14 protein-coding genes and 1 pseudogene are annotated in these 19,415 nt (G+C 37.4%); 10 read left to right on the forward strand and 5 right to left on the reverse strand.

From position 1 onward, the window contains the following. Positions 1 to 466: 466 nt before the first annotated feature. The 4 genes from ACYQ0E_RS10040 to ACYQ0E_RS10055 all read right to left on the reverse strand — a co-directional run bounded on the left by ACYQ0E_RS10040 (position 467) and on the right by ACYQ0E_RS10055 (position 7,294). The gene (locus ACYQ0E_RS10040) at positions 467 to 3,802 is read right to left on the reverse strand and encodes an efflux RND transporter permease subunit (RefSeq protein ID WP_460188087.1); all 3,336 of its coding nucleotides are present in this window, start codon (positions 3,800 to 3,802) and stop codon (positions 467 to 469) included. Between the two features lies 1 nt (position 3,803). Continuing rightward, positions 3,804 to 4,922, reverse strand: a complete 1,119-nt coding sequence (locus ACYQ0E_RS10045; RefSeq protein WP_460188088.1) for an efflux RND transporter periplasmic adaptor subunit — start codon at positions 4,920 to 4,922, stop codon at positions 3,804 to 3,806. Between the two features lie 57 nt (positions 4,923 to 4,979). Continuing rightward, entirely contained in the window at positions 4,980 to 6,371 is a 1,392-nt protein-coding gene (locus ACYQ0E_RS10050) for a TolC family protein (protein WP_460188089.1), read from the reverse strand. 293 nt (positions 6,372 to 6,664) lie between these two features. After that, positions 6,665 to 7,294 carry an alpha/beta hydrolase gene (locus ACYQ0E_RS10055; protein WP_460188090.1) on the reverse strand — a complete coding sequence of 210 codons (630 nt, stop codon included), beginning with the start codon at positions 7,292 to 7,294 and terminating at the stop codon, positions 6,665 to 6,667. A gap of 190 nt (positions 7,295 to 7,484) precedes the next feature. On the opposite strand from ACYQ0E_RS10055, the gene ACYQ0E_RS10060 reads away from it, so the two are divergent. The 5 genes and pseudogenes from ACYQ0E_RS10060 to ACYQ0E_RS10080 all read left to right on the forward strand — a co-directional run bounded on the left by ACYQ0E_RS10060 (position 7,485) and on the right by ACYQ0E_RS10080 (position 12,396). Next, positions 7,485 to 8,627 (forward strand): 4-phosphoerythronate dehydrogenase, encoded by a 1,143-nt coding sequence (locus ACYQ0E_RS10060; protein WP_460188091.1) that lies wholly within the window; start codon positions 7,485 to 7,487, stop codon positions 8,625 to 8,627. A 167-nt stretch (positions 8,628 to 8,794) separates the two neighbouring features. Next, positions 8,795 to 9,367: a DUF302 domain-containing protein gene (locus ACYQ0E_RS10065; RefSeq protein ID WP_460188092.1), complete on the forward strand. Its 573-nt coding sequence runs from the start codon at positions 8,795 to 8,797 to the stop codon at positions 9,365 to 9,367. 713 nt (positions 9,368 to 10,080) lie between these two features. Further along, on the forward strand, positions 10,081 to 10,266 hold the full coding sequence (locus ACYQ0E_RS10070) for a hypothetical protein (protein ID WP_460188093.1): 186 nt from the start codon (positions 10,081 to 10,083) through the stop codon (positions 10,264 to 10,266). A gap of 21 nt (positions 10,267 to 10,287) precedes the next feature. Further along, a pseudogene (locus ACYQ0E_RS10075) lies at positions 10,288 to 11,262 on the forward strand (OmpP1/FadL family transporter); the annotation flags it as partial. Between the two features lie 285 nt (positions 11,263 to 11,547). Next, on the forward strand, positions 11,548 to 12,396 hold the full coding sequence (locus tag ACYQ0E_RS10080) for an NAD-dependent epimerase/dehydratase family protein (protein WP_460188094.1): 849 nt from the start codon (positions 11,548 to 11,550) through the stop codon (positions 12,394 to 12,396). 301 nt (positions 12,397 to 12,697) lie between these two features. Here the strand turns inward: ACYQ0E_RS10080 and ACYQ0E_RS10085 are convergent, their stop codons facing one another. Then, entirely contained in the window at positions 12,698 to 13,177 is a 480-nt protein-coding gene (locus ACYQ0E_RS10085; protein WP_460188095.1) for an FxsA family protein, read from the reverse strand. A 227-nt stretch (positions 13,178 to 13,404) separates the two neighbouring features. Here ACYQ0E_RS10085 and dsbD point away from each other — a divergent pair, with 227 nt between their 5' ends. The 5 genes from dsbD (at position 13,405) to prmA (ending at position 19,393) form a co-directional block, all read left to right on the forward strand. Beyond that, the gene (gene dsbD, locus ACYQ0E_RS10090) at positions 13,405 to 15,675 is read left to right on the forward strand and encodes a protein-disulfide reductase DsbD (RefSeq protein WP_460188096.1); all 2,271 of its coding nucleotides are present in this window, start codon (positions 13,405 to 13,407) and stop codon (positions 15,673 to 15,675) included. 294 nt (positions 15,676 to 15,969) lie between these two features. After that, on the forward strand, positions 15,970 to 16,410 hold the full coding sequence (gene aroQ, locus ACYQ0E_RS10095) for a type II 3-dehydroquinate dehydratase (protein WP_460188097.1): 441 nt from the start codon (positions 15,970 to 15,972) through the stop codon (positions 16,408 to 16,410). A gap of 95 nt (positions 16,411 to 16,505) precedes the next feature. Next, a complete protein-coding gene (accB, locus tag ACYQ0E_RS10100; protein ID WP_460188098.1) occupies positions 16,506 to 16,961 on the forward strand; it encodes an acetyl-CoA carboxylase biotin carboxyl carrier protein in 456 nt (151 codons plus the stop codon). Positions 16,962 to 16,971: 10 nt separating this feature from the next. Continuing rightward, entirely contained in the window at positions 16,972 to 18,321 is a 1,350-nt protein-coding gene (gene accC / locus ACYQ0E_RS10105; protein WP_460188099.1) for an acetyl-CoA carboxylase biotin carboxylase subunit, read from the forward strand. 193 nt (positions 18,322 to 18,514) lie between these two features. Next, a complete protein-coding gene (prmA, locus tag ACYQ0E_RS10110) occupies positions 18,515 to 19,393 on the forward strand; it encodes a 50S ribosomal protein L11 methyltransferase (RefSeq protein ID WP_460188100.1) in 879 nt (292 codons plus the stop codon). The last annotated feature ends 22 nt before the right edge of the window (positions 19,394 to 19,415 follow it).

The following is a 19,415-nucleotide window of genomic DNA, read 5'->3' on the forward strand; positions in this document are numbered from 1 at the left end:
TGTATAAAACATGAAGATAAAGTATACCCGCTTAATTGTTCTTGTCTTAAGAAAAGTAAATTCATTTAATATTTACGATTAATGCTTTTATCCTCCTTTGTTTTGCAAACACACCATTTACTAAAATTAAAGCAGTAAAACTATTTTAGGTTATTAATAAAACAAAGATTAAACCACAAAGACAGCAAGAGTTTTACAAGCTAACAACAATTGTATTTAAACGAATATTTAATAAAACAGGCAATGGGTTATTCGCTTAAAGGGTTATAACCAAAAGGCTTATGACACATAATTTAAAAGCTATGCTTAGCTAATATTTTTCATATTTTTAATATCTTAGTACCTATATGAGACCTAATTTATTTTTACCAGGCCTGGTAAATTAAAAAATCAGCTCTGAAGTATTTTAGATATAAAAAAACCGGGTTAAAACCCGGTTTCTTTAACAGAACGTGAAAGTCATATCTTAAATTTTAGATTGTCTTTCTAGTTCTTCTTGTTGCTTAACGCCACCGTGCCACTGCCATATGTAATACATTAATGGAATGACTAATAAAGTTAAGACGGTAGATGAAAGCGTTCCAAAGATTAACGATACCGCTAACCCGCCAAATACAGGGTCGGTAATCATAATCATAGAACCAAACATAATGGCTAATGCCGTTAATAAGATTGGACGGAAACGTACCTTACCGGCTTCAATAACCGCATCTTTTAATGATTTACCTTCTGCTCGATACTCTAAAATAAAGTCAATTAACAACAACGAATTCCGTACCACAATACCCGCCAGAGCTATGACCCCTATCATTGATGTTGCGGTAAATGCTTGACCTGTTAACCAATGCCCTGGGAACACACCAATCATCGTTAATGGAATCGCTCCCATAACAATAACAGGCATCATAAATGATTTGTAATAACCTACCAATATCAAATAGATAAAGATTAAAGCGACAATAAACGCACTACCCATATCTCGGAACACATCCAATGTTAGACGCATTTCTCCGCCCCATAAAAGACTATAATTCATTACATCATCTGGCTTAGCTTGTACAAAACCTAAGTTAGCCGTGTGAAAAGTCACGCCTGAGTTTGGTAATTTAATGCCATCTAACATTTTATCCAGTGTTAATACCGCATACACAGGACTTGATTGCAGTAACTCACCACCCACCATGACCATTTGATGTTGATCACGACCTAAAATAGGTTTGGCATACAACTCTTCTTGTACTTTAGCCACGGCCGATAATGGCACTGATGCACCTGAACGTGATTGAACTTGTAAAGACATTAATTGCTCTGCTACCGTTCTTTCTGAACGCGGTAAACGCACAATAATATTTACAGGCTCACGTACATCATCTAAATGCATATAACCCAGCTCAAAACCGTTGATATAGTCACGTAACATTTTACTAACTTGTGCAGGGGCGACACCTAATAAACTGGCTTGTTCATTGTCGATATTAATCTGATAACTCACATTATCTGATGTAACCGAGTCATCAATATTAACTAAGCCGTAAACCTCGTGAAACGCCTTACTTACTTCAGCTGCAGCTTCACGCAACTTATCATAATCTGGTCCATATAATTCTGCCATAACTTGCGTAGTTACTGGTGGTCCAGGTGGCGTTTCATAAATTTTTATATTAGCCGATGGAAAGGCTTTGCGCAGTTCATTGAGATCAACATTTAACTGTTCAACAATTTGATGCGAAGAAACATTTCTATCGTGCTTATTGACTAGGTTTACACGTATTTGTGCAAAATTAGAACCCTCTTTAATTAAATCACCACGCACTAGAGCGGCAAAATCAATAGGTGCGTGATTACCCAAATACACACTATAGTCAGTGACAAACTTAGTAAAGGTTAAACGCTCACCTACATGACGAACAACACGATCCGTTGCTTCTAATGCCGTGCCTTCTGGCATATCAACCTGTATTAAAAAGGTACTGGTATTGTCATAAGGAAGCATTTTTACTTCTACACCCAAAGGATGTAATGGTTTATTCATGCCATCGCCACGCATAAACTGCAATGCTGGCTGAATCATAGCGGCGATAAGAGAAAATAAAACCACAAATAAGAAGATATTTCGCTTAGTACGACTTTCAATCATTGGACTAATCGCTTTTACATAAAGCTTTTGCATCCAATCATCTTTATTTTCGTGTTTTACCTCAAGATCTTCACGTCTTTTCATCTCTTTAATGGCTTTTTTGCCCAATAACCTATAAGCCAAATAAGGCACTAGAATATAAGCCACAACCAAAGAGGCAATCATTGCAACAGGTACATTAAATGGTATAGGTGCCATAAACGGCCCCATCATACCTGTTACAAATAACATAGGAATAAAGGCTAAAATAACCGCAATGGTTGCTACGTTTGTTGGGTTACCAATTTCATTGGTGGCCTTAATGAGTACCTCATCAAACTTTTCAGGGTCAAAACCTTGATGAATATGCCGATGAATATTCTCTATAACTACAATGGCGGCATCAACTAATAGCCCCAACGATAAAATAAGTGCAAATAAAGTGATTCGGTTAATGGTTTGTTCTGCAAGCATACCTATAAACAAAACCACAAACAGGATTAACGGCACCGTTAAGGTAACAATCCCTGCTTCACGCCAACCTAAAAATAAAACCAAAATAACCACAACAGACGCTACAGCTATCCCTAAGTGCTCCATTAAAAGATTTACCGCAGAATTGGCTTTTTCACCATCATTACGCGTTACAACAATATGAACATTAGCAGGTATAACTGATTTTTTAAGTTTAGCAAGCTGATCTAGAACCGCATTGGCAACATTAACGGCATTTGTACCTGGTTTTTTAGCTAAGGTAATGGTAACCGCTTGCTGCTCTTCATTACCTGCCTGCTTAGACCCAGGACCAAACCCTAAACGGGTATAACTTTGAGATTCTTGTGGTCCATCTTTTATGGTTGCTATATCTTTTAAATAAATAGGACGACCATTATCTGAACCAATAACAATCTCACCCACTTGCTTAGCATTACCTAAGTAACCATTAACACGAATAAGCTTATTGCGGTTATTGTTTACCACAGAACCCACTGGCAATGAAACATTACTGCCTTTTAACATTTCGCTAACTTGGTCTAAAGACAGGCCTGTTAAAGCAATTTTTTGAGCATCTAGCCATACGTTAATAGCACGTTTTTTTCCGCCCACTACGTCTGAAAAAGATACCCCTGGAATATTGCGTAAGTTTTCAACTAGCTTTAAAGAAATATCACGTAAATCATAACCCGATAATTCTTTAGAAGTGACTGCTAAGGTCATAATTGGTACATCATCTACGTTAATTGGTTTAATTAACGGTTGCTGTGTATCAGGTGGCATCTTATCCATGTTTTGCATAATTTGGTTGTACACTTTAACCAAACTATCTACTTGGTTTTCACCTACTTCAAACTGTACTGTCACCACCCCAAAATCGTTTGAGGCATAACCAAAAGTATGATCAACACCTGGTAAAGCACTTAAAATAGTCTCTAATGGCTTCACCACCATATTATTAACTTCTTCAGGGGTTGCACCTGCTTTAGGCACAATAATATTGGCGGCTGGAACTACAATTTGCGGGTTATATTCACGGGGCGTAATCAGGTATGCCATAATCCCTGCCAGGGTTACAGCAACGACCATCATCATTGTTATTTTTGAATGAATAAATGCTTTTGCTAACTTACCTGCAATATTCAAACTTGTATCAGGCTTTGTTGGTTCTTGAGCTTGATTATCAGCCATATTATTCCCCTTTGGCCGCTTTCACAGTTTCATCAGATTTAACAGACTCTTCAGCTTCAATGATTTCACCATTTAACATATCAGCGTTATTACTGGTAACAATCTGCTCACCTAATGCTAAACCAGCTTGTATTTCAACCATGCCATTAATTTCAGCGCCAGTTCTTACCATGTGAAAAAATGCTCGCCCATTTTCAACCACAAACACCCCATCAATACCCGCTCTATTTACAACAGCAGAGTTTGGCAACATCATTGTTTGACGCTCACCACGCACAAAACTCACTCGTGCAAAGGTCCCACTATTTACATCATTTACATTAGGCAAACTAAGCTTAACCGTATGTGTACGTGACTTTGGATCTGCAGCACTTACCAAGGTATAAATGGTACCTACAAATGGCTTATCAATACCATCCAGCATAATTTGAGCAGTATCGCCAATGCGCAACGCAGCATACAAATCTGCTGAAACCTGCGTTTGCACACTCAAAGAAGTCATATTTTCCATTACAACGATTGGATTACCTGGGGCAGCCAAAGAACCAGCAACCGCATTTTTTTGAACAATAACACCGTCAAATGGCGCCTTAACATTGGCGTAGTTCAATTGTGCTTTAGCCTGATTTAGTCCTGATCTAGCGGATGATAAATTTTCTTCAGCCACACTCAATTGCAAGCGAATTTTGTCATATTGCTGTTTAGAAACAGAATCTTCTTTGTACAACTTTGTAAAACGATTAAAGTCTAAACGAGCATCCGTTAAAGACGCTTGGGCTTGTTGATAGCCTGAACGTGCTTGCGAAATTTTGCTTTTAATATCTCCAGAATCAATAGAAAACAGCAAGTCCCCACGTTTTACTTTTTGCCCAACCTTTACATCTAAGTTTTTAATGTATCCCATAAGGCGTGAAGCAATTTGTGCTTTTTGATCTGGAACAACCGCACCAGGTACTGTTGCTGTTAATGGAACCGTTCCTAATGACACCGTATAAACGTCTGCAACAACCGTTCTAGATTCTGCTTGGTTCGTATTTTCTTCATCATTATGATTACAACCAGATAAACCCAAAGTTGCCACTAATAATGACATTCCCAACACTTTAGAGACTTGTTTCATTTTGAACCTCAATTCCATATTCTTATTCATCTTTAAATCCGTTTAAATTTGTTAACACTAAATGCGGCTAATATCCATACGCCCTGTTAGCAACAATAACTTAGCTTTAAGTACATTTACGTCATAGCGTGCAGAAACCAAATCTGCACGCGCTTTATCCAACTGAGTTTCACCTGCAAGCACCTCTGTAATAGTAGATACGCCATTCTTATATCGTTTACCTATCAGTTTTTGAGCTTCAGTTGCTTGTTGCACAGCTAACAAGCTTGACTCAACTTGTTTTTTTGCTATTTGTAATTTGCGCCACGATGTTAAAACATCTAAACGAATTTTATTTTCTTGTGATTGAACCTTGGCTTGTTTCTCTGCGGCGGATGCATTTGCCATATCCACTGAACCACGAGTCACACCAAAATCGGTAATTTTCCAAGAAACAACACCCGCAATAGTATAAGAGCCATTGTTTAACGCTAAACTCTCATCATTCCAATCTTGTCTTAACATAACATTAAAATTAGGGTAATAATCTGCTTTTGCTGCTTCTACTGAAAACACACTTGAAGCGGCTTCTTTACGTTTGGCATCTAATTCATAGTTGCCATTTAGCGCCATATCCAAAAGGTCATCAACATTATCAACGGGCAGTTCCAAGTCTACTCGCTGTGCCACATCAACCTGTGCACCATCAGAAACGTTCATTAACATTTTTAACGTATCTAAGGCAATTTGCTCTTGCCCTTGAGCTTTAAGTAACGCGACTTCAGCGCTTGACTGGTTTACTTTTGCGCTTAAATATTCAGAACGAACTACCACCCCTTGTTCAACTAAGTTATTAGTGGTTTTTACATAGGAATCTGCGGTTTGCACCGCTTGCTTGGCTACCGTAATATATGAACGAGCGGCATGTACGGCCTCGTAAGCCTGATAAACGTTATACGTTAAAAACTGTTGTACGGCTAAATCACCTTTTTTAGCCGCACTAATCATGGCTGCGGCTTGGTCTTCGTAACTACCAATTTTACCGCCGTTCCAAACCGGGATTAAAATATCAATTCGGGTATTAAAATCGGTGTGCGCGTCTGGGTGGTTTAATGAAGGAGGAACAAAACCAGAATTAACGTTTCCACCAGTAGCAAAAGCGCCAGTATCACCCATACCAAAATCACCTAAACTAGCCTGACGTTGTTGAAGTTTCATACCAAATACATTTAACGCATTATCTGAATTACTGCCTGTTACAGAAAGCGTAATTTGTGGCATACGGCTAGATTCTGCTTTAGTTAAAGCGCCTTCTGCCTGGTTAATTCTTGCCGAACTAGCCGTCATTTCTGGGTTTTGATTTAAAGCACTTTCAACACAGGCTTTAAAGTCATACTCTTGTGCTTGGACAGCTAAAGGCATGCTTGCCGATAATGCAATAACCCATGCCGTTAAATTACGTTTTACCATATTTTTTAGTTCCATTTTGACTCAAACTACTCAATATTCTCATTCAAAATACTTTAGCTTAGAAAGCAAAAAAGGATGGTTTTCCATCCTTTTTTATGACTCGAATTTTCCCGCTAAACCTTATTACCTATAAATTCATTATTTAGGCAACAATAGCGAGTATTTAGAGATAACTCAAGCTTATTAGTATATAAGCGATTTCTAATATTATATTCACATTACACATATAAGTAAATACTTATATAGTTATGCTTTTATATCAAATCGATTAATGGCTTTATATAATCTCCACATTAAAAAGCCATTTCTACCACCTTCCTTAACCAGATTAACTCACCATGAAAAAAGTGGCTCGCCTTATCTCTCCAATAAAGATCGGGTTTAGTCTCTAAGCCCATAGCCCAATCTAGGATTTCTTGTGGGGATACCACTTCATCTTGCCCGCCCTGAATCAACACCCAAGGCAAGGCTATATCATAAAGACCGCTAAAATCGTACAATCCCACGGGTGGCGCTACGGTACAAAGCGCATGCACATTACAGTGTCTATACGCCTGCAAAGTCACATAACTACCAAATGAAAAACCTGCTAACACCGTTTTTTCATACGTATACTCTGTTTGCGCCCAACGAACAACTGTTTGCAAGTCTTTTTGCTCGCCCTGCCCATTATCGTATTCACCATCACTTTGACCCACGCCTCTAAAATTATAGGCCACCGTGCTATAACCTAAATGTAAAAAAGTCCGTTCTAAAGTAGTCACCACTTTATTATCCATGGTGCCACCATATAAAGGGTGCGGATGACTAATCACCGCCAATTGTTTTTTAGGGTTTTGTGCATGATGGGGAGCATGCTTAACACGTAGTTCAATATTGCCTTTATCACCTTTAATTAAGATTTTTTCTGCTTTCTGTTTCAAAACTCATCTCTTTTTTATTTTTTTACTGGCACTGTGTTCATTAAATATTACAAGTAATCATGTTTACACATCATATATCTTTATAAACAATTACCACCTTAAATGCATCCATGGCAAAATAGATAAATCTACTTAAGCCTTTTAACGCTTTGCACAAAACATTAACCCTATATATAAGTATAAAACACCTATGAAAACTAAAAAAATTGTTATCGATGATGCCGTACCTTATGCCCAAGCTATCTTTTCTCACTTTGGAGAGATTATTACTCTGCCTGGTAAATCCATAACGGCAGAAACGGTTAAAGACGCAGATGCTCTTATTGTGCGCTCTAGAACGCAGGTAAATGAATCACTATTAAAAGGAAGTTCCGTAACTTTTGTAGGCAGTACGGTTGTTGGCTTAGACCATATTGACCAAGATTTCCTTAAAAATAACAACATCACTTTTTATTCCGCTCAAGGTTGTAATGCTAATTCTGTTGCTGAATTTATCATTACCATATTATTTAATGTTGCCGAACAATTCGATTTTGATTTAACACAAAAAACCCTTGGCATTATTGGCGTAGGTAATGTAGGTCAACGCGTCTATAACAAAGCTAAAATATTAGGGATTCAATGCATATTAAATGATCCACCCAGACTTAAAAAAGAACCAGGCCTGGTAAAAAACCCTGACTTTGCAGACTTAGATACGTGTTTAACGGCTGACATTATTACCGTACATACACCGCTTACGTATGATGGGCCATTTCCCACACACCAATTATTGTCTGCGGCTAGGCTTGCTAAAATAAAACCTAACCAAATTATCATTAATGCCGCTCGTGGTGGCATTATTAATGAACAAGCCTGGTCACACACCCCAACTTTATGCAATATTATAGATTGTTGGGAAAATGAACCAAATATTGACGCAGCTCTTTATAAAACAGCGCTTATTGCCACCCCTCATATTGCAGGGCATTCTTTAGATGCAAAGGTAGCTGGCAGTTCTATGGTTTACCACGCCCTGTGCCAAAACTGGAACATAAAACAGAGCGATGATTGGCAACACCAATTGCCAGAAAACCCAAAAGTCATTAAGCTAATTGAATGTGAATCTATACAAAAAACACTCAACACTCTTTTTACCCAAACACATAATATTGTTAATGACGATTTAGCCATTCGTTCAAAAAACATCTTAGAAACACAACAAAAATATGAAAATTATAGAAGGAATTTTCCTATTTATAGAGAATGGCATCAACATAATATTTTGAAAACTCAAAATTCAAAACTCAATAACTTATTAGAATCATTAGGGTTTACCCTTAGTGATTCATGAACATATTAGAGTATTAGCGAATCTTAATAAAATAAAGTTATAAAACCTATAATTTTTTTAGTTTTGCAATTGATTCATTAGTCTGTAATCTACATACTGACCAAATTGGAGCTGGGAAATATAATCCTACTCAATATATAAAATATCCAATTGCAACGGAGAAAAGAATGAAATTATCAAACTTATTTAAAGCAGGTATTTTAGCTGTAACAGTAACAACACTATCAGGTTGTGGAACAATGAACGCAATCAGTAACCTAAACGACGGTGCTGGTGACACATTCATGCAAGTCTGGGACAAATGGGTAGCTTCTGACGGTGATATTGCCGATGCAACCATGTGGGAAGTGACCGTAGACGAAGGTGTTGAACTAGAAGACGTTATTGATGCAATTAATGCCGTTGGTATTAACAACAACATTAAAAACGTTGGTGAACTACCGCTTTCTGAAGAACTAAAAGCACGTGGTGTAAAATCTGGTGTTATTCACGTAATGTCATTCTGTAACCCAGAAACAGCTCGTAAAATGGTTGACTTCTCTCCAGCAATGGGTGGTTTCCTACCTTGTCGTGTAAACATTATTGAAGAGCCAGATGGTCGTCTTCACCTTTACACAATGAACATGGATATGGCAATTAAAATGGGTAAAAAAATGCCTCCAGAATTGTTAAAAGCTACTATGCAAGTTCGTAACACCATGTGGGAAATGTTACAAAAAGGTAAAACTGGCGCATTCTAATTTTAAGAATCCCATTCCGTTTTACCAGGCCTGCTAATTCCTGTGATTACAAAATTAAGTAACCATAAGGTAAAATAAACAGGCTTAAAACAAAACCGCGAATTGTTAATAAACAACTCGCGGTTTTTTATTTTCAAAAACTCAATCTGCCTCAATTCACATTCATAAAAAACAACCAACACATAATAAAAAAACATACCTACCTACTCAAAACCATATCTATTTACAACTCACAAGAAACAAGACCTTCCAAAAAGAACCACATACTCAAACTCAACATATAGCTTTAACCAGAAACACATAACCTCAAAGAGTGTTGCTTTTTTACAACATAAGTAAAAACCATATATAAGCAGATGCTAATACTTATTTATTGCAAAATATCTTTTTCATTCTAATTATTATTTTATTCATAATTTTCAAACACTTATAACCAGTAAAAAAACTTATATGGCTATATATTAAAATATTACCAACTTCTGATATAGAAACTAATGACTTATTAAATTTTTTTAATTACCAAAGTAAAAATAAATATTGCATAGTAGTTTCCGACAAAGAAAACAAGCCAAGTAAGGCATACAAACCTTGGCAAGTTAGAATAGAACTAAAAAAACAAGAGAGAATGAAGAAACATGAAAAAGACTAAATTAGCTTTGGCAATTTCAACAGCAGTGTTCGCATCATCTGCGATGGCTACAAACGGAACAAACATGACAGGTGTTGGCGCACAGTCTTCTGCAATGGGTGGAACTGGTGTTGCAGCATATTACGGTGCAGAAAACGTAGTTGTTAACCCTGCAATGATCGGTAAATCAACGGGTACTGAATTCTCATTCGGTGGGACTTTATTTACTCCTGATGTTAGTAACAATGGTCTTTTTGATGCGGACGGATAAGAATACTCAGATAGCTCTGGGGACACATATGTTATTCCATCTGTATCCCTAGTTAGCCGTATAAATGAAAATTTAACATTTGGTATTGGTATGTATGGTACTTCTGGTATGGGTGTTGACTACGCAAGTAACAAAAACTCTCCTACGACTGGTATTATGAATCAATTTGAAGCACAAACAAACTTGCAGATTATGCGTTTTGTACCAACCCTTGCATACAATGAAGATAACTTTGGTATTGGTTTCTCACCAGTTATTCAATATGGTGCTTTAGACATTAACTACGCTACTGCTAACAATCCTATGTCTCCAACATACAAGAAAAATGTTGGTAAAGGTAGTCAATCAGATCTAGGTATGGGCTTTAGCATAGGTGGTTATTTTGATGTTAATAAAGACTTAACCGTTGCTGCTAGTTATACCTCTTCAATTGACATGAAATATGATGATCAACTATCAACAGCATCTACACCATTTATAAACCCTAGTTCTGACTTTACTTCTGCATTTGGCAACCACTTAGAACAACCAGCAGAATTAAAAGCGGGTATTGCTTATCAAATGGATAACATCACACTTACGGGTGATTTCAAACAAATCCAATGGGGTGATGCCAAAGGCTTTAAAGACTTTGGCTGGGAAGACCAAAATGTTATCTCTATTGGTGCTAAATACTCAGGAAATGGATATTGGTTAGGTGCGGGTTATAATAGAGCGGACAATCCAATCAAACGATTTAACGGAACAACTTCTTACGCAGGTGCAGTAAAAAATACATTTAACAATATATTCTTCCCTGCAGTTACAGAAGATCACTTCTCTTTCGGTGGCGGTTATAACTTAACTAAAAATGTTGCTATTGATGCAGCGGTTGTTATCGCTCCAGAAATTAAAACAACAGTTGATACTACACAGCTAACCCAGGGAAATCCATCTACAAATACAACCAAGCACTCTCAAGCAGCGTACACGGTTAGTGTTCGTTACAACTTCTAATTCTTAACAGAATCATTAGTTAATACTAAAAAGCCACGTTAAATATTTAACGTGGCTTTTTTTATTGCCTACTGTTTTATGTCATTTAGCATTAAACAATTCACAATAATCTTATCCTCTCCTATTTCCAAACGTTTTACCAGGCCTGGTATTTCTTACTCCAACTCGATTATTGGATGGTAATTTCAAAATTCTTACATAAATATTTCATCTGTTCATATTGTATTTTTTACTGTTTATGCATACTATTGCAGAAAATGACTTTACATATTTGGAAGAGAACAAATGGCGAATATTTTGATTGTGGGATGTGGTGATATTGGTTGTCAGCTTGGTACGATACTGAGCGAGCAAAATCATACAGTTTTTGGCTTACGACGCAATATTGAAGAGCTTCCTGAAAAGATTACTCCCATTCAAGCGGATTTAGCTTTTACGTTGCCTGATCTACCTAAAGAGATTGATTATGTTTTTTATATTGCATCGGCTAGCAAATATAAGGACTCTGCCTATTATCAAGCCTACGTTTTGGGCGTAAAACACACATTACAAGCTTTACAAAATCACAATATTAAACGTTTTTTCTTTATCTCTAGCTCTTCGGTTTTTGGCCAATCAGATGGTGAAAAAGTAAATGAAAACAGCCCTACTTCTGATCTTAATTTTTCGACTAAACGTTTATTAGAAGGTGAAGAACTGGCATTAAACAGTAAATACCCTGCAACAATCGTTCGTTTTGGTGGCATTTACGGACCTGGTAGAACTCATTTAATTGATCTGGTTTTGGCGGGTAAAGCACATTGTATGGAAGATGTTTGGAGTAACCGTATTCATTCAGCAGATTGTGCCGGCATGTTGGCTTTTTTATTAAATAAAGACATTGAAAAACCAAACAGCTTAGAGTCAATTTATATTGGGGTAGATAATGAACCTACTTTATCTTGCGAGGTGTATGACTGGCTTTCTGAACAACTGTGTGTACCCGATGTTGAACACTCAGAACCAAAAGAATCATCTCGTCAGATGCGAAGCAATAAACGTTTATCTAATGCGCGCATTGTGAACTTAGGGTATGAATTTATTTACCCTGATTACAGAGAAGGTTATTTATCTATTTTAGATGCGATGGATTAATTGACCAGTATTTAAAAATTCAACCACGAAGACACAGAGGCACGAAAATTAAAACATTAAGTAATCTTAGATAAACATAGTTCGTACTTTTTAATATCTGTCATAAATATTTTATCTGTAGATGTTTATAGTGAACAACACGCGGTAGTTTGATTACATATTTGTTCAAATACAGCAGATGTAAAACTTAGAGTCCATCAAAACATTGTTATTGTTACTTGAAACCTCGTGTTTTTATCACTCATAAAAATGCGTTTCAATCTATCTACACCAGGTTTTTACCAGGCCTGGTGTTTTTTAATTATTTCTTTTTTTCTTCAAATTCACCGTGCAAAATTTCATTCTCTATTTGCTTATGCGGTTGATCTGCTTTTTCAGACCATTCACCCTCATATACTGAATCATCTTGTTGGTAACGAAATGAGCCACGTGCTTGCATGCCTTTTGTGCTCTGTCTTATTAAAAATTTGCGTATAAAGGGTACTAAAAATAGCAGGCCAATAAAGTCCGTAATTAACCCTGGAAAAAACAGAAATACGCCACCCACAAAAATAAACACGCCTTCTAACATACTTTCTTGCGGTGAATGACCTTGCGAAAGCTCAAGCTGAGCATTTTGCATAACAGCTAAGCCTTGGCTTCGCATTAATGCCACACCTAAAATAGCGGTAAAAATAGTCAGCAATACAGTAGGTAAAGCACCAATAACATCACCCAACTGAATTAAAAAATAAAGCTCAATCAGCGGCGCAATAAAAATAAATAGAAATAAAATTCGCATTTACAGGTCTCTTAATGGATTAACTAACAATTTAACTCAAATCGAGTATAAAAGTATTGAGTCAATCGTTAATTATTAGGGTTTATCCCCAAGCTTACTTTATTAAATTGAATAAAGGACTATAATAATTCCTCAAAACAATAAGGCTCTCAGATTTCATCGAAGAGCTAATTAAGTTAATAACGATTATTTTATTTTTTTCAAGCTCTTACAAATGAGAAAATCTTATGAATTCAGAACAATCTTCTCCTAATAGCATTACCGCATACGCTTTACAGAATAAATTATTCATTTTACTCGCTAGCTTACTCATGATGATTAGCGTATTTTCTTCGTCTTACGTTCAAGCAGACGATGAACTTCTTGAAGTTGATAAAGCTTTTGTTTTAAATCAACCAACTGTAAAGAATCAAAGCATTATTGTTCACTGGAACATTGCCAAAGACTATAAACTTTACAAAGATAAGATGTCTGTAACGGCCGATAATGCCACCTTATCTACGCCAACGTATTCTAAATTTGATACTGTAGATGATGCTTTATTTGGAAAGAGTGATGTTTTTCATAACCAAGCGACCTTAACAATTCCTTACACGGCCACAGCAGGTTCGGCCACACTTACGGTTAAATACCAAGGTTGTGCTGATAAGATTGGCGTGTGTTATCCGCCACAAACTAGAACTTTTACGGTTGATTTACCCGCACAAAGCGCAAGTCAATCAAAAGAAAAACCGAGTTCTCTCTCTGAATTAAATTCTTATTTAAAAGCCGATGATGAGCAGCCTGAGCTATTAGAAGCCAGTAAGGCTTTTGCTTTTGCAGATAATATAAATAAAGACGGTCAACTAGAACTGAACTGGAATATTGCTCACGGTTATCATCTATACCAAGATAAGATCAAAGCCTCAGTAATTAAGGGCGATGCTACGATTGGCGCTTTACAATTACCTAAAGCCGAGCAAATTGATGATCCGTTATTTGGTAAAACCATGGTTTACCATAACAATTTGTCAGCCTCTTTGCCTATAAGTGCTATTACAGGCACAGCCACTATTCAAATTGTGTACCAAGGTTGTTCAGCCGAAGCAGGCGTTTGTTACCCACCTATTAAAAAACAAATTGAAGTTAACGCTTCAGCTGTAAACACAACAGTAAATAGTCAAACAGCAGGTGCAACAACAAGCAATGTAAATAACCAAGAACTATCAGAAACGGATCAAATTGCAGACACTCTTAAAAACAGCAGTGTTTGGATTGTTATTGCGACCTTCTTTATATTTGGTTTATTACTCGCGTTTACGCCTTGTGTATTCCCAATGATTCCAATCTTGTCCAGTATTATTGTTGGCCAAGGTGATCAACTCACCACTCGACGTGCATTTGTTATGTCATTGGTATACGTACTTGCCATGTCGGTAACCTACACGGTAGCGGGTGTTTTAGCAGGTATGTTTGGTGAAAACTTACAAGCCGCTTTCCAAAACCCATGGATAATTGGTAGCTTTGCCGCTATTTTCTTATTGTTAGCTTTATCTATGTTTGGTTTCTACGAGTTACAACTACCAAATTCGATACAAACAAAATTAACCAATATTTCTAACAAACAACAAGGTGGAACCTTAACGGGTGTGGCTGTAATGGGCTTTTTATCGGCCTTAATTGTTGGCCCTTGTGTTGCTCCACCTTTAGCAGGTGCATTAATTTATATTGGTCAAACTGGCGACGCTCTTTTAGGCGGAACCGCCCTGTTTGCCATGAGTATGGGTATGGGCTTACCACTGCTTCTACTAGGAACATCAGCAGGTAAACTATTACCAAGAGCTGGCGCATGGATGGACAATGTAAAAGCCGTCTTTGGTGTTATGCTAATTGGTGTGGCTATTTGGATGGTAGAGCGTATTGTGCCACCTGAAGTAGCGATGCTAAGTTGGGCAATTCTATTTATTATGTCAGCCGTTTATTTAGGTGCATTTGAAAGTACTGCCGAAAAATCAGGTTGGTTAAAACTTATTAAAGGTTTAGGTTTAGCTTTATTCCTTTACGGCACAATACTACTGGTTGGTCTACTAGGTGGTAGCACACAAATGTTTCAACCATTAAAAGTATTTCAAGGAGGCGGTTCTCATGCCCAAGCTCAATCAGCACATTTAACGTTTAAAACCATTAAATCTGCCGATGATCTTAAAGCCGAACTCGCCAAAGGCAACCCTGTTATGCTCGATTTTTATGCCGACTGGTGTGTAAGTTGCAAAGAAATGGAAGCCATGACCTTTACCGATCCTGCTGTTCACAGTGCTTTAAAAGGGGTTACCTTGTTGCAAGCGGATGTCACTGCTAACAATGACACGGATAAAGCTTTAATGAAACAGTTTGGTATTATTGGGCCACCTGCCATTTTGTTCTTTAACAGCGCTGGTGAAGAACAAAAAGCACAAAGAGTGGTTGGGTTTAAAAAGCCAGAAGCCTTTACGAGCAATATAAATAAAGCTTACAAATAATATTTTTATCTTTTAATATTGCGCCCCTTAAAAAAGGGGCGTAATACCTCCTAGTTTTAAAAAATCATTCAAACATTCTTCACAATAGTCATCTCTTTACGCACAATTTTCTTATTTCATCTTAAAAATGCTTAAACCTAAATTTTTATTCATTTCTATCACTTTCAATACAGAACGCATCATTTCACGTAAAAAACCTTTAGGTTTTATTGTTATTTACATAGAGATATAGAAACACTTACGTTATAATTCAGCCATTAAATTTACTTGTAAAGACTTTAACAAAGGCAAGTTATGGCAACTATTCTCGTTATTAACGGACCAAACCTTAATATGTTGGGACGACGTGAACCTGAAATTTACGGAACAGAAACTCTAGAAGACGTTATTGAAAACTTGCTAGAACTCGCTGATGAGTACAATGTTCGTTTGCTTGATTTTCAAAGCAACGCCGAACATGAAATTGTAGAGCGAATTCATCAAGCAATGGATGATGGGACTAACTACATTATTATTAACCCTGCCGCCTTTACTCACACAAGCGTAGCCATTCGTGATGCTTTAGCCACAATTAATGTGCCTTTTATTGAAGTTCACTTGTCTAACATTCATAAGCGTGAAGAATTTAGACATCATTCCTATTTTTCAGACTTAGCCGAAGGCGTTATTGCGGGCCTGGGAACTAAAGGTTATCAATTAGCTTTTGAAGCCATTATTGACAAGTTAGAAGACTAAGCTGTCACCGTAAAAAACATAAAAAAATTTAACCCTATTCAACCTGAATAACTTGTAAATACAAGCTATAAAAATAAAAAACCAGAGGATTCAAAATGGATATTCGTTCAATTCGTAAACTAATTGAAATTGTAGAACAATCAGATATTGCAGAAATTGAGATCAAAGAAGGTGAACACAACATCCGTATCTCACGTAGTAAAGAACAAGTATTTGTTCAAGCTCCTACTGCAATGGCTGCGGCTCCAGCGGCCGCTGCCGCTGCTCCAGTTGCCCCTACGGTAGCAGCAGAAGCCCCTGTTTCAAACGAAGCAAATGGACACAAAGTAACCTCTCCAATGGTTGGTACTTTTTATTCTTCTCCATCACCTGATGCTGGCGCATTTGTTAAGGTCGGTGATAAGGTTGCTGAAGGCGATACACTTTGTATTATTGAAGCCATGAAAATCATGAACCCTATCGAATCTGATAAAGCTGGAACAATCAAACAGATTGTTGGCGTAAATGGTGAGCCAGTTGAATTTGGTCAAACGCTATTCGTAATTGAATAAGGAAAGCAATATGATCGATAAAATTCTAATTGCTAACCGTGGCGAAATTGCCCTTCGCGTATTAAGAGCCTGTAAAGAATTAGGCATTAAAACTGTCGCTGTTCACTCTACAGCTGATGCGGAATTAAAACATGTTTTATTAGCGGACGAATCTGTTTGTATTGGACCTCCATCATCAACAGATAGTTATTTAAATATGGCGGCCATTATTTCTGCTGCCGAAGTCACTGATTCGAGCGCGATTCACCCAGGTTACGGTTTCTTATCAGAAAACGCCGACTTTGCAGAACGTGTTGAAGAAAGTGGTTTTGCCTTTATTGGTCCTAAAGCAGAAACCATTCGTATTATGGGTGACAAAGTGTCTGCCATTCGCGCAATGAAAGCCGCTGGAGTACCGACAGTACCTGGTTCAGGTGGCCCTTTGGGTGAAGACGATGCCGAAAACCATCGTATTGCTAAACAGATTGGTTACCCAATTATCATCAAAGCTTCTGGTGGCGGTGGCGGCCGTGGTATGCGTGTTGTACACACAGAAGCTAACTTGCTTAAATCTATTCAGCTTACAAAATCTGAAGCGGGTAGTTTTTTTGGTAATCCAGAAGTGTACATGGAAAAGTTCTTAGAGAACCCACGCCATGTTGAAATTCAGGTATTAGCCGATGGTCAAGGTAACGCCGTTCATTTAGGTGAACGTGATTGCTCTATGCAGCGTCGTCACCAAAAAGTTGTTGAAGAAGCCCCTGCTCCAGGCGTTACTGAAGAACAACGTAATAAAATTGGCCAAGCGTGTGTAAATGCATGTATTGAAATTAACTACCGTGGTGCCGGAACCTTTGAATTTTTGTATGAAAATGGTGAGTTCTATTTCATTGAAATGAACACACGTTTACAAGTGGAACATTGCGTTACAGAAATGGTAACCGGTATTGATTTAGTTAAAGCGCAAATCGAAGTTGCTGCTGGTATGAAATTAACACTGACACAAGAAGATATTCAAATAAAAGGCCACGCCATTGAGTGTCGTGTCAATGCTGAAAACCCTTCTAAAAACTTTATGCCATCGCCAGGTAAAATCAATAGATTGCACTTGCCAGGTGGTTTAGGTGTACGTTGGGACTCTCACATTTATACAGGCTATTCTATCCCACCACATTACGATTCTATGATTGGTAAATTAATCTGTTTTGGTAGTTGTCGTGATACCGCTATTGCTCGTATGGATAGTGCATTAAGTGAGTTGGTTATTAAAGGAATTGAAACCAATATTCACTTACAGCGTGAAATCATGAATGACGGTGGATTCCAAGATGGTGGTCGCAATATTCATTACTTAGAAGAGCGTTTAGATCATTTAGTTTAACCTCCTTCTGTCTTTATTAACCACGAAGACACGAAGGCACGAAGTAAATCATGTACAAATATACGTTTTACCAGGCCTGGTAAATTTAAAAATTTGTTATTGATATTAAAAGATTCCCTCTTTTAACTTCGCGCCTTCGTGTCTTCGTGGTTTTTACTTATTTATTTTTAAAACCCAAACTTTAGGATTTGTTATGGCTTGGATTCAAATTAATACGGTTGTGCAAGAAGCAATAGCAGAACCATTATCGGATGCTTTTATGGAAGCCAATGCCGCTTCTGTTACCTTTGAAGATGCCAAAGACCAACCTATTTATGAGCCTGAAATTGGTACCACTCCTATTTGGGGAAACACCAAAGTCATTGGTTTATTTGATGCCGATGTAGACAGTAAAGCCATTATTGATATGCTTATTCAAATCGTTCCTGATTTAAAGGCCTCGCAATTTAAAGTGGAACAATTGGAAGATAAAGATTGGATAAGAGCCTGGATGGATCAGTTTAAACCGATGCTTTTTGGTAATAACTTATGGATTGTGCCTAGCTGGACAGACGCGCCTCAACCTGAAGCTGTTAATCTTTATTTAGACCCCGGCATGGCATTTGGAACAGGGACACACCCTACTACTTCATTATGTTTAACTTGGTTAGATAATCATGCGCCAAAAGATTTAAGCGTGATTGACTACGGTTGCGGTTCAGGTATTTTGGCTTTAGCCGCTCAAAAATTAGGCGCCAAAACTGTATCTGGTACAGATATTGACCCACAAGCGATTACCGCAAGTATCGAAAACGCCAAACGTAATAATGAAACCATTCCATTTGCCTTAGTTAAAGATTTTAATGCTGAACCAGCTGACGTGATTATGGCGAATATTTTGGCTGGGCCTTTAAAAGAGCTCTCTTCAGAATTTGATCGTTTACTAAAACCCGGAGGAACCTTAACCCTATCTGGACTTTTAGCGACTCAGGCTGATGACCTTATTGCTCACTATAAAACCATTGGTATTACCTTAGACACGCTTCAAACCAAAGAAGAATGGGGTTTGTTATCGGGTAAAAAACTGGCTTAAAGGCGTTTTAATTTGCTTTTAA

The sequence above is a fragment of the Thiomicrorhabdus hydrogeniphila genome (assembly GCF_054656895.1).